The organism is Paremcibacter congregatus, from assembly GCF_006385135.1.
GTDB classification, from domain to species: domain Bacteria; phylum Pseudomonadota; class Alphaproteobacteria; order Sphingomonadales; family Emcibacteraceae; genus Paremcibacter; species Paremcibacter congregatus.
On sequence record NZ_CP041025.1, the window covers coordinates 2623449 to 2636046 of the forward strand.

The 12598-nt window shown below is 51.9% G+C and carries 13 protein-coding genes; all 13 read right to left on the reverse strand.

Annotated features, from left to right (window positions below):
- Nucleotides 1–272: 272 nt before the first annotated feature.
- Nucleotides 273–1955 (reverse strand): Na(+)/H(+) antiporter subunit D, encoded by a 1683-nt coding sequence (locus FIV45_RS11735; RefSeq protein ID WP_099472056.1) that lies wholly within the window; start codon nucleotides 1953–1955, stop codon nucleotides 273–275.
- Nucleotides 1948–2211: a hypothetical protein gene (locus FIV45_RS11740; protein ID WP_204602115.1), complete on the reverse strand. Its 264-nt coding sequence runs from the start codon at nucleotides 2209–2211 to the stop codon at nucleotides 1948–1950. Before FIV45_RS11740 ends, FIV45_RS11735 begins: the two co-directional genes overlap by 8 nt.
- Nucleotides 2208–3692 (reverse strand): monovalent cation/H+ antiporter subunit D family protein, encoded by a 1485-nt coding sequence (locus FIV45_RS11745; protein WP_204602113.1) that lies wholly within the window; start codon nucleotides 3690–3692, stop codon nucleotides 2208–2210. The genes FIV45_RS11740 and FIV45_RS11745 overlap by 4 nt, the downstream gene beginning before the upstream one ends.
- Complete coding sequence (locus FIV45_RS11750; RefSeq protein WP_099472055.1) at nucleotides 3689–5182, reverse strand: monovalent cation/H+ antiporter subunit D family protein; 1494 nt, start codon at nucleotides 5180–5182, stop codon at nucleotides 3689–3691. The genes FIV45_RS11745 and FIV45_RS11750 overlap by 4 nt, the downstream gene beginning before the upstream one ends.
- Nucleotides 5179–5556: a cation:proton antiporter subunit C gene (locus FIV45_RS11755; protein ID WP_099472308.1), complete on the reverse strand. Its 378-nt coding sequence runs from the start codon at nucleotides 5554–5556 to the stop codon at nucleotides 5179–5181. Before FIV45_RS11755 ends, FIV45_RS11750 begins: the two co-directional genes overlap by 4 nt.
- Before the next feature lies 1 nt (nucleotide 5557).
- Nucleotides 5558–6556: a DUF4040 domain-containing protein gene (locus FIV45_RS11760; RefSeq protein ID WP_099472054.1), complete on the reverse strand. Its 999-nt coding sequence runs from the start codon at nucleotides 6554–6556 to the stop codon at nucleotides 5558–5560.
- On the reverse strand, nucleotides 6556–6882 hold the full coding sequence (gene mnhG, locus FIV45_RS11765; protein WP_099472053.1) for a monovalent cation/H(+) antiporter subunit G: 327 nt from the start codon (nucleotides 6880–6882) through the stop codon (nucleotides 6556–6558). Before mnhG ends, FIV45_RS11760 begins: the two co-directional genes overlap by 1 nt.
- On the reverse strand, nucleotides 6879–7172 hold the full coding sequence (locus tag FIV45_RS11770) for an MrpF/PhaF family protein (RefSeq protein ID WP_181040066.1): 294 nt from the start codon (nucleotides 7170–7172) through the stop codon (nucleotides 6879–6881). The genes mnhG and FIV45_RS11770 overlap by 4 nt, the downstream gene beginning before the upstream one ends.
- A gap of 2 nt (nucleotides 7173–7174) precedes the next feature.
- The gene (locus FIV45_RS11775) at nucleotides 7175–7684 is read right to left on the reverse strand and encodes a Na+/H+ antiporter subunit E (protein ID WP_099472052.1); all 510 of its coding nucleotides are present in this window, start codon (nucleotides 7682–7684) and stop codon (nucleotides 7175–7177) included.
- 45 nt (nucleotides 7685–7729) lie between these two features.
- The gene (locus FIV45_RS11780; RefSeq protein ID WP_133118544.1) at nucleotides 7730–8197 is read right to left on the reverse strand and encodes a Rap1a/Tai family immunity protein; all 468 of its coding nucleotides are present in this window, start codon (nucleotides 8195–8197) and stop codon (nucleotides 7730–7732) included.
- A 98-nt stretch (nucleotides 8198–8295) separates the two neighbouring features.
- The gene (locus tag FIV45_RS11785) at nucleotides 8296–9084 is read right to left on the reverse strand and encodes an anti-sigma factor family protein (protein ID WP_099472050.1); all 789 of its coding nucleotides are present in this window, start codon (nucleotides 9082–9084) and stop codon (nucleotides 8296–8298) included.
- A gap of 3 nt (nucleotides 9085–9087) precedes the next feature.
- Nucleotides 9088–9594, reverse strand: a complete 507-nt coding sequence (locus tag FIV45_RS11790) for a sigma-70 family RNA polymerase sigma factor (protein ID WP_099472049.1) — start codon at nucleotides 9592–9594, stop codon at nucleotides 9088–9090.
- 160 nt (nucleotides 9595–9754) lie between these two features.
- Nucleotides 9755–12553 carry a TonB-dependent receptor plug domain-containing protein gene (locus FIV45_RS11795; protein ID WP_099472048.1) on the reverse strand — a complete coding sequence of 933 codons (2799 nt, stop codon included), beginning with the start codon at nucleotides 12551–12553 and terminating at the stop codon, nucleotides 9755–9757.
- Between the last annotated feature and the right edge of the window lie 45 nt (nucleotides 12554–12598).

Genomic DNA, 12598 nt, shown 5'->3' on the forward strand with positions numbered 1-12598 from the left:
CCGCTCCGCAAATACAATAGCCGCGACAATTCCTGAAACGCCGGTTTTTTCCCTGCTCATCAGATATTACGCGTAACGCGTCATGCAACGCCGGTAAATGGCCAAAACAAGCGATCTCTACAAATTGACCCGGACACTCCGACAATACCCCAACAGCGCATCTGGTGGTAATTGTAAACTGCCCCCGTTCATATGGCTCTCCAGTCAGCTGTTATTCTGACCTTCTGAAACCTTATTATCAAAAGAACTAATGGCGCCCCTGTTGGTCTCTGTTAAAAAACATAGGATACGAGGTAAAGCAGTAAAAGACTGATTGTCCAGGTTGCCGTCGTGCCAATCATCCAGGTTTTTGTCAGGATACCTTTTCTGTTAAAAAGCATATCAGACAAACCCGCAAGGCTCTCTGCCCTGTTACGGATTTTCGTCTCCCCCTTTTCATATCCGGCAACCAAAGCAAACCAGACGACATTTCCGAAACGGGACAGCAGTCGACGGTAAAGCCAATCCGCATCCAGAGTGATGGTTAGCGTCCTTTTCATCCAGGGCAGCATGACAAAAAAGGCCAGTCCTGCGAATAATAATAACTGCAAATAATTCACCACAGTAGACGCCTTGTAGGGCTCATACGTCACCGGATAAGGTAACAGGTTATAAAGCGGCGCGGCATAAACGCCAATCCCGATACATAGAAAGGCAAAAATGCCCATGGCGATCCGCATATTAATCGGCGGGTCTTTTGGTCGAAGACCGGAATCCTTCTGAAAAAAGACAAACCAGGGGAATTTGATCCCCGCATGCAGGAAAACCCCGGCGGACGCCGCCGCCAACAGAAAGTAGACCACGGTCATGGCTTCATAGCCCGCCGCCGCTGAAATCATGTTTTTGGACACAAAACCAGACGTCAGCGGAAAGCTTGAAATCGCCAATGCGCCAATAATCCCGCAGGCCGCAGTAAACGGCATGGACTGAAACAATCCCCCAAGGTCGCTACAACGCCGTTTTCCGGTCTGATGCAACACAGCCCCGGCACTCATCAAAAGCAACGCCTTGTATATGATATGACAGAACGCATGTGCCGCGACGCCATTCAGCGCCAACGGGGTGCCGATACCAATGCCAGTGACCATAAAGCCGACCTGATTGACAATCGAATAAGCCAGGATCCGCCGCATGTCATTTTCCAGCAGCGCATAAATAATCCCGTAAAAAACCATAAACAGGCCGATATAGATTAATATGTTCGTCCCGGCAAAAGTCACCATCAAGACATAGACTGCCGTCTTGGTGGTAAAGGCGGACAGGAAAACACTGCCCGAAGGACTGGCCTCCGGATAGGAATCCGCCAGCCAGGATGCAAAAGGCGGCGCGGCGGCATTAATCAGGATGCCCACCAGCATGAACCATCCGCCGATCCCTTCAAGGCTCACCGCGGTAAAATCGACAGAACCTGACCGACTGATTTCCGCAATGATGCCCACCATCAGGATCACGCCCCCCATCAGATGCATCAGGATATAACGCATGCCCGCCTGACGGGCCTGGTCGGTGCCCGCGCTCCAGATCACCAGCGTAGAGCCGATCGCCATCAGTTCCCAAAAAATAAACATGGTAATCAGGTCACCGGCGAAAGTGACACCGACGGCCCCGCCGGCATAGACAAAAGCTGCGGAAAGTTCCCTGCTGGTTGCCTGCCGCAAGGCATACATTCCGCCGACAAATGCCATCAAGGTGAAAACTGTCGCAAACAGTCGCCCAAGGGTCGTGACCTCAATAGGCACAAGCATATAATCGAGGAAAGGCACCTCAAGCCGTATGCCTTCCGGCATTGCCCATATAAAATAAAAAGTAAGGGCGGGGACACCAAGCACCAAGATGTCTCGCCCCCTTCCCTTCATAGCGGGAAGTAAAAGTCCACCAATAATCAGGATCAGGGCTGGGGGAAGAAGGTCACTCATCGTAATAATCCTCCTTTCGTTTGAGAATAAATCCCAGAAATTTAGCCCCCACGACCATCGCGACACAGGTCACAAACCCATAGATCGCCGGAAAGGCGAGCCAACCGTCAATCCCGAATTTTCCCTGGATCGGAATAAAAACCTGGGCCAGAACGGTAAGCCCTAAAACAAACCCTCCGCCAATCCAGAGCTTGCGAATGGTCGCCGCCCGTACAAGCCAGTGTTTTTCATGATCATTCTGAGGTATATTTGTCATAATCCGCCTTTCACAAGGGCTTCCGCCAGCGCCAACAGAGGGGCATGGACGAAAAAGATCAAAATTGTAAGCGAGGCCGTTGCCACAAGGGCCAGAACAATGGGCCAAGGGGCTTCCCCATGGTCATCTGCCTCCCCCTTCACAACGACCGGCGGCCGGAAAAAGGCGCGATAAATAATCGGCAAAAAATACGCGGCATTCAACAGAGTACTGGCCATAATCACCATAAGCGCGAACATGCTGTCGCGATCAAGAGTCCCCATGACCAGATACCACTTGCTGATAAAACCGCTGGTCAGCGGCAGGCCGATCATCGCCAGCGCCCCGATGGCAAATGCCGTCATCGTGACCGGCATGCGGCGGCCAATTCCGTCAAGCTGACTGATTTCCGTCTTGTGGCTTGCGGTATAAATAGAACCCGCGGCAAAAAAGAGTGTGATTTTTCCCACCGCATGGGCAACGATATGCAACGCCGCCGCTATAATGCCGCCCGGCACAAACAACGCCACCGCAAGAATGACATAAGACAGCTGGCTCACCGTCGAAAAGGCCAAACGCCGTTTCAGGTTATCCTGTCTCAGGGCGATCAGGCTGGCAAGGATAATGGTAAAGCCCGCAGCATAAAGAAGCCAGGACGCACTGGCTTCCCCCGCCAAGAGATCTACCCCGAATACATAGACCACCACCTTGATGACTGTAAAAACCCCCGCTTTCACGACGGCAACAGCATGCAATAGAGCGCTCACCGGCGTCGGCGCCACCATGGCGGCGGGCAACCAGAAATGCACTGGCATCAGCGCAGCCTTCCCGATGCCAATCATATAGAGCAACAAAAGAATGCCGACCGCTCCACCGGATACGGCCCCTGCCAGAATACCCCCTGGCACGAACGCCATGGTCCCGGTGGCCGTCCAGGTCCAAATGATGGCCGGCAACAGAAAGGCAACCGAAGTTGTCAGCAGTATCCCGATATAAATCCGTCCACCGGCCTTCGCCTTGGCATCCCCCTTGTGGGTCACCAACGGGTATGTCGACAGGGTCAGTGCTTCATAAAAGAAGAACAGGGTCAACAGATTGCCTGCCAGGGCAATCCCCATCACACTGGCGATGGCAATGGCGAAACAAATATAGAATCTGGTCTGGTGTTTTTCATTATTGCCCCGCATATAGCCGATGGAATAAAGGCTGTTAATAACCCAGAGTGTCGAGGCCACCAGCGCGAATATCATACCCAGAGGTTCTAGCGACAGGGAAAACCCTATCCCCTCAACCATTTCAGGAGGAATAAATTCAATGGTCTCTCCCGCAAGAACAACAGGCAGCAGAAACCAGATCACGGCGGCCAGAACCAGCGATGTGCCGAGCGTCACTGCCTCGCGAAGATTGGGAATACGCCCACAAATCGCCACACCAATCCCCCCCAGTAATGGTACAAGAATGGCGAGAACAAGCGGATTCACAAAATATTCATCCATTGTCATAACAACTTACCTAAAATCAACTGTTCGGCGGATTGTGTGGCCAGCCCCAGCGGCAGGCTGGGATCTATACCGAAGTAAATATTGGCCAGCGCCATCCCCCAGGTCGGCACCAACAGGGAAAGCGGGGCTTCCTTGACCGGGGCGACACCTTCTGTCCTCGGTCGGAAATAGGCCACTTCGATGATCCGCCAAATGTAAATAACCGCAATCAAAGAACCGACCAGGAAAAGAATGGTGAGGAAAATCCCCAGCGCCCCTTGTTCCAACAACCCTTTAACCAGATAGAGCTTGCTGATAAAGCCGGCGGTAAACGGTACGCCAATCAGGCTCATCCCCCCGACGACAAAAGCGGCCATGGTCCAGGGCATATCCCGGCCACACCCGGCAAGACGATTAATTTTACAGGTGCGATACCGGAAATAAAGACATCCCACCGCCATAAACAGCACTGCCTTGGCCAGCCCGTGATTAAACAGATGCAATATGCCGCCGGTCAGGCCCGTAGTGGTCAAAAGCGCCACACCCAGCAGAATATAACCAATCTGCCCCACCGAAGAATAGGCCAGGACACGCTTGATATTTCCCTGATAGACAGCCGCGATTGCCCCGACAAAGATGGCGAGAATGCTCAACGGAATCATAAAGCTGGAGAATTGAATATCATGATGATCCAGATTGGGCTGGAACACGATAAATTCAAAGCGCAACAGGACATAAATGGATATTTTAGTTGATGTCGCCGCCAGCAGCGCGGAAACCGCATGAGGTGCAAAAGTATAGGCGTTCGGCAGCCACAGATGCAGCGGGAACATGGCAAACTTCAGAGCAAGGCCAAGGGTGATAAAGCCGGCCGCCGCCAGAACAGGGCGTGAAAAGTCGGCATCCGGCAACCGGGCGGAAATATCATATAAATTCAGCGTTCCCGTCACCATGTAAAGCAGACCGACGCCGATCAGGAAGAAAGTGGCGCCGATAGACCCCATAATGAGATACTTGTAAGAGGCAACAAGAGCCCGCCTGTCCTTGCCACAAGACACAAGAATATAACTGGCGAGAGAGGAAATTTCCAGGAAGACAAACATGTTAAAGGCATCGCCGGTAATGGCGATCCCCAACAGACCCGCCACACACAACAGCCAGGCCGCGTAAAACATCGGCGCCCGCCAGGCCTCGATTTCCTGCTGGATACTGAGGCGTGCAAAACTGATCACCACCGCGTTAACGGCAGTCACCAGCAGCAACATCAACGCATTGAGCGCATCAATTCTGAATTCAATTCCCCAAGGGGCAGACCAGCCTCCCATGGCATAGGAGAAAACGCCATGATCACTGACCTGGATAAACATGGCAATGGAAATTGCCAGACAGAACCAGCTGGTCAGCGTGGCAATGGCCCAGGCGGTCGACCGCCAGGTCAAGAGCGCACAGATCGGGGCCACCGCCAACGGCAAGGCCACCTGCAATGCAGGAAGGTGAGCAGCTAAAGTCACGAAGTCGTCTCCTTCTCGCGGGAGTCTTTTTGTCGGATTTCATCCTCCTCTACGGTGCCATATTCCTCTTTTATCCGGACCACCATGGCCAGCGCCAGCGCCGTTGTCGATATACCGACAACAATGGCGGTCAGGATCAGAACCTGTGGCAGAGGGTTTGAAAAAATCACATCATCAGGCAGACCTGGAACAATGATCGGGGCCGTACCGCCCTCCACCTTGCCCATGCTGATATACATCAGGAAAACAGCCGCCTGAAAAATACTGAGACCGATCACTTTCTTGATCAGGTTTGTCCGGGCGACAATGGCAAAGAATCCGAGCATCAGCAGAATTACAAATACCCAATAATTAAACAGACCGAGCACATCCATATCACTCATTCCCTCTTCCGGAGAAGCCATAGAAAATTGTCACCAAAGCCGCCGCCACGGTCATCCCCACCCCGGCTTCGATCAACAAAATCCCGAGATGTTGCCCCGCCACCGGCGTTGCTCCCAACACCGCGTAATCAAGAAAATTCGCCCCCAGGAACAAAGTTGCAAAACCGACGCCGGCATAAAGCAGAAGACCGGCAGACATTAGAATCTTCATCACACGGGCCGACAATACTGCCTTTGCCATTTCGTCCCCCTGCATGATGGCATACAGCATAACCGCTGACGCAAATATCGCCCCGGCCTGGAAACCGCCGCCCGGGCCGAAGTCCCCGTGAAACTGCACATACAAAGCGAACAGCATAATAAACGGGATCAAAAGCTTGGAAACAACTCTGGGCACCATATGATGCTTAATGGTGATGGCCTTGCGCGGTTTTTTCCCCGCCGCCGCCGATTTTCTACGACGTCCTCCAAGAAGCAGCGCCACCCCCGTGGCAGCCGTAAAGACCACAGCCACCTCGCCCAGCGTATCAACGCCCCGATAACTGGCCAGAATAGCCGTTACGAAATTGGGCACTCCAACCTCTTCCATGCTTTCATTGAGGTATCTTTCGGAAACATGACCATGAACCGGCGCTTCCGGATCACCAAGCGCAGGCTTGTCCAAGGTCGCATACAGAAGGATCAGACCGGTAAATATGATCGCGATCCCGGCCAAGGGCCGATCAGAACTGTTCTCGGATTCCCTGTCGGTGGTCAATGCCAGTGTACTCAACATCAACACGGTGGAAATCCCGGCCCCCACTGCGGCCTCCGTCAAGGCCACATCCGCCGCATCCAGCAAGAAGAAGGATGCCGCAATCAGCAGGGAGAAAATACCCAACAGCATTACAGCGGCAAAAAGATTACGAGTCAGAATGATCCCCGTGGCAACAATGACAAGCAGCACCAGTATAGTGACACCAATAATATCAAGAAAAAGCAGGTTTTCCATTACGCCTCCTCCCTCTTCTGTTTTCTTTTTGCCTGCGGCTCCACCCCGGCCAACAAGGCGGCATTGGCCAGCGCATAAGCCGCGGTTGGCCCCGTAAACAGAAGAAAGAACAACATAATGACAAGCTTTACTGTAACGAGCGTAAGCCCCCCCTGGAACATCAGACCGACCAGGATCAGAATCGCGCCAAGGGATTCCGTCAGGCTAGAAGCATGCATACGGGTATATAAATCAGGCATTCTCAGGAAGCCGATCCCCCCGGCAAAAACAAAGAATCCTCCGGACAATAAAAATATCCAGGACATAATATCGGTCAGCACTGTCATGTATTTTCCTCCTCGGCGCCAGCCTGTTCAGCAGCCTGAAGCACGGTGCGTTTTTGAAAATACTGCAGAACCGCAAGTGTGCTGATAAAATTGATCAGAGCGTACAGCAGGGCAAGGTCAAGAAAATCGGTGCGCCCGAACATAAAGGCGACAACGGCAAGCAACAGCACTGTCTTGGTACCGAACATATTTACCGCCAGCACCCGGTCATAAATGCTGGGCCCCAAAAGCGCCCGCAGAATCGCAAGTGACATGGTAACGACGATGGCAGCAACAACCGCAAGATACATGGCTACTCCCCCCTTTTCTGATCAGATACGGGTCCGGAAACCCCTTCCATAACCCGAGCCGCCCGGCGGTTCATTTCACCGGCCGCAACTTCATCGGCCGCTTCTTCGGTCAACGCGTGCACCAGCACATGACCTTCATAGAGGTCAAGCGACAGTGTACCCGGCGTCAAAATAATGGAATTGGCGAATAAAACCTGTCCCAGATCACTGGACTGAAGAACAGGCACCTTGATCACTGTCGGGCTGATTTTCATATCCCTCGACAACACGATACGAACCACCTGAAGGTTTGATTTGAAAATCTCGACAATAAGCCAGGCCCAGTAAAAAAAGATGGACCCCGCGAGTTGAATCGGCACGCCTTCCTCATCAATGGCTGCCATCCGGCGGTTGACGATCAGAACGATCACGACGGACAGGACCCCCAACCCCAGAAGCAAGGGTGAGAAATGTCCAGACCAGAGAACCCAGGTTACCCCCAGCGCCAGGGCCAAACTGACTAGGCGCAACATACCCTTACCTCCATTTTACGGCACTTCACAAACATTCCCGCGCGATTATTCTTCATTGCACGGAAAATTTTCAAGCAACGCATTAAAAAGGATTTTGTTATCGGGCAACGGCGTATCGCCTTCGTGTTCATCAAGGTAGCGCACCACTTTGCGTACAACCACATCCGGGGAAATATCATTGGCGATGCAGAACCCCCGATGCAAGGCAGGATCAATATATTTCAATCTGCTGCCGACCCGGGTGCGGATGGCGCGATCGGAGAAGCTCTCGCCGGTTGGGGAACGCTTTTTATCGATCTTGCTGTCCACCTCCCGGCGCAAAGCGTGAATGCCGGACAGATAGCCTTGAATGAAGGATTCACACAATACACCCGCCCGCCCCTCCGGGGCTTTCAGATAACTCGCACATTGAGATCTCAAATCAAGTTCATCCAGCCAGTCCATTCCCTGGGAGGGGCTCGAAAACAAGGCTGTACACCCAAATACAATAGCGACTACGCCGGATCTTTTCATACTTCTCTCCCGCACCAAAGGTGCTGTGCAAAATAAATTTTCAGATCGCTAAAGCGACCCTTTCAATTCATTTACGCCTGAGAAGTATTTCTAATCCCTCAAAACTTTAATAAATCTTTTTTTTGTAGTTTTTCGAGAAATTGGGAGTGGGTCAAATCCATATAATCTGCGATGTTACGCACCTTTTCATCGGACATGGGAGAAACGATGGCATATCTTGAAAAAGCGTGTTGCCAGTAGGCCACGGATACATTCGGGCGATGCAAAATGCGCAATGGCAACTCTTCCTCCTTGTTATCATGCAGCAGAAAATAGGACAGACTTTCGTTGTGGGCGCCGCGATAAGTGACCTGCAAAACCAGCCCCTCATAACTGGGCACCAGACGCGCGCCAGAAGGGGCCAGACCAAATTCGGTCAGATCCGGAAGTTCTGCCGGCTCGCCTATACGGGAAAACAAGCTCTGAACGGCTTCAGTTGAAAGCGGGCGGGTCTCGCGAGGCTCCATTGATGTCAGATTATGGGCAACCGCTATTTCATCCGTAAACCAGGGACCATTATATATTTCCTGATAAACATCATGTCCGACCCAGCCCGACGCCGTCATGACCATGGCCAGAACGGCGGCGTAATGCCACTGGGTGAACCGTTTTCGTTTCAGTTTCCGGGCAAGCTGATCTTCCAGCCTCTTGACCGTTGCCGAAGGCTGTAATCCGGTTTCCATATCCACGAATTTGCGGATATTTCTCTTGTCTACCAGATATTTCTGCACTTCTGATGCAACCACCTTGTTTTCCAGAAGATATTCTTCTACCCGGTTCATGGCCTCTTCATCAAGAAGACCATCTACATAGCTATGCAATTCCACTTCCAATGGACGATCCGTCATATCTCACCTCACAACCTTAAATCGGCTCTCCTCTTTTCCACTCATCATTTTCCGCAGGGCATCCCGCCCACGGGCCAAGCGTGACATTAACGTCCCCACAGGCACGTCCAGAATGCCTGCGGCTTCCTCATAGGACATGTCTTCCAGGGCAATCAAACTCAGGGCCGCCTGCTGATCAGGGGTCAGCCGCGCCATCATCCTTACAGTATGTCTGGCTTCGACATTTTGTTCCTGCTGTGTCTGAACCTCCCCGTCCTGTTCCGAGAGGCCATCAAGAAAGGCGGCAGCTCTGGTTCGGCGGGCGAGTTTTCTTTTGCTGGAAATAAAAGTATTATGCAGAATAGCAAACAGCCAGACCCTGAGATTTTTCTCGGGTTTGTAGGTATGGGCTGCCGATATCGCCTTTACGAGCGTTTCCTGCACCAAATCATCAGCATCATGATGATTTCGACACAAAACATAGGCATATCTTTGCAAGCCTTCTATATGATTTGACAGTTCATTAAGCATTACTTCTCCACCAGCTTATAGAGAGTATACGCCCAGACACCAATAATAGTCCAAAAAGATTTGAAACCTATGCCTGCTTTCTCCAAAATGCGCCATTTTGAGACAAAAAAAGGCCAGGGCTTATGACATAAACCCTGGCCTGAGAATATTTTATATTAATTTAGAAAACCTGTTTAGCGCTGACATACAAGACGCGGCCGCGCACGTCATGTGTAGTAGAATCGTAACCAGGACGATTGCCTTCACCAAGGGTCGGAGGATCCAAATCAAAAACGTTGTTCGCCCCGATACTGAGTTCGGTAGCGCTGCCGTTCTCATACTCATACAGGAAGCTATAACGCAAATCGACAGCCGTATATGACCCGACCCGATCTTCCAGGTCGCCACTGGTCTGGTCGTTGTTATAGCTGCTGATATGACGGACGGAGACGTTGGCGCTATGATTGTCCAGAACCCAGCCAAGACGGAAATTGGACCGCCATTTTGGCATGGCTTTAAAGGCGTTGCGGTTGTTGAAATTTCCCGCCCCCCGAATGATTTCGGCGCCGTCAACGGTTTCAACATCGAACTTGTTCACATAACTGGTCGCGACACCAAAAGTCAGGTGGCCGGTATTGCCAGTATCAATGCCGTAGTTCAGGTTGAAATCAAGACCATTGGTTTTAACCGAGCCGGTATTGATGAAACTCAGTTGAACCTGCCGAACGTTACCTTCTGCCGTACGGGTCACTCGGGAATCGAAGTTTGGCGTGCCGCCATCCGATACCCCGGCGCATTCGTCACTGACCAACGTCTGCGCATTGGCATCCTGAGCGATCAAGTCGGAATAATTGAAGTTCCAGACATCAACGGAAATACTCATGCCGTCAAGCGGTTCAACGACAACCCCAACATTGACACTGTTGGCCGATGTTGGTTTCAGGCTGTCACTGCCGGACGTCCGGATCGCCACATTGTTGGTAACTCCGGTATCGGTACAGACCAGACTACCGCCAATGAGAGATACGGGATCATCAAGAAAGGCGACGCCATTGGCTTCACCGGTTTGTAAAGTGCTCGGCGCCTGGAAGGCCGTACCGAAAGAGGCACGGAAGGCAATCGCATCGGTTGCCTGCCAACGGGCGGCAATTTTAGGGTCCGTGGTGGCGCCTACAGTTCCGCCATAACTTTCGTGGCGGACTGCCGCCTGAATTTCCAATGTATCCGTCACAGGAACGATGGTTTCGGCAAAAGCCGCATAAACATTGGTGGTTCCCGCCTGAGCCGAATCTCCGTCGCGGCTGTTGGCTAGGCCTTTGGCGACCAAACTGTCGGGTTCATATTTATATTCTTCATGGCGATATTGTCCGCCGAGCGCCACACCGACAGGACCAGCCTCCATTTCGGCTATCGTGCCACTGATAACGGCTTCCGCCACCTGCTGTTCTGTCCGAGTGAAACTCCGAGATTTATGAGTGAAGTCCTCATAATCTTCAATTGTATTACCCGCAACGGAAACCCCGTCTTTCGGCGAAATCAGTGTCGGGTTGGCTTTAGATGTTCCGAACGGATTGAAGCGACCTTCGAGAATAGCCGTGTTGAGCGCCAGAGCGTTGGAGCCGATATCACTGAGGAAATTACGGGTCGACAGAGCATAGACATAAGATGTGCTTAGGTTCCAGTCATCATTGATATCCCAGTCCACGCCCAATGCGCCTCGGTAATAGTCGAGGGTATAATGGTTTTGGTTGGGCAACCCGCTCGGGGAATCGCCATTGGTGTCATCCCCGAACGGGCGACATTGGCAAGCCAGGTCAACTGCAACGTCAGTATCCGGGTCCCAATTTGCCGGGTCAACATAGATCAGGCCGGTGCCCGCGTCATTTGCCTTGAAAAAATTGAACGGGTGATCGGCGGGAATATAGATATTCAAATTTGAGACCAAGCCATTGCGGAACAAGGGAGACGAACTGACCCGCGCCACCTCATTGTGAGAAAAACTCACTTCCGAGAAAAATGTCACGTCTTCTGTAATATCATATTCAAATTCGGAGAAGGCCTGATAACGGGTTTCATCCGGAATAATAGAAACCTGATCTGCGAAACTATGACGACAGGTGCTGCCTTTGAGAATACCGCCTGCGGCTTCACAATCTGGGTCGGTTAAGGCGGTCCCGCTGGCATTAATGACACCATTAATATCGGTGATGGCTCGCTTATAGGTCCCGGGGGAACCTGTGGAGGAAATCAGTTTTGACTGGGTCAGGTCACCATTGCCGTGTATGCGTTCCACCAGCCAGTCAAAATCCGTTCTGAAGTTCTGGGTCTGATTATAGACAGTGGCGTACAGGTTTAGGCTCGCCCGGTCGGTTTTCAGGCCGGAGGCCAGATTAATCTCGAAGGAGGAATTGCTGGCGTCCTGATAACGGCCGGAAAGTTCCAGACCTTCGAAGCCCTTGCGGGTAATGATGTTAGCCACACCGGCAACCGCCTGTGAACCATAGGTCGCGGAGGCGCCATCGGTCTGGAAGTCGATCCGTTCGATCATCGCCAGAGGCAATTGGTTGACATCAAAAAACTGATTACCGAAAGCATCCGCCACGGTGGCAATGCCGCCACGACGGCCGTTGATCAAGGTCAGCGTCGATCCGGTACCAAGACCGCGAATGTTAAACTGTGAAGTCCCGGTAAGGGATCCCGTTTCATTGGTAAAGCGCGACCCTGAGTTAATGGTCAGATTGTTGGCCACATCGATCATATTCTGCGCGCCCATGGCGCTTAATTTTTCTTTGTCGAAAACCTGGATCGGCGATTTCCCGTCATAGCCGGATCGTTTGATATAGGATCCGGTTACCACCACCTCATCGATGGTCATCGGCGCGGTATTGTCCTGTGCTACGGCGTTCAGCCCCGCGGTGGGCAAGGCCAAAAACAGTATGGACATGGCGGTCGTTTTGTGTAAATTCAGCTTTAATGACATTTAACGTCTCCCTTTTCATTGTATTGCTCAAATTCTGAAAATTCC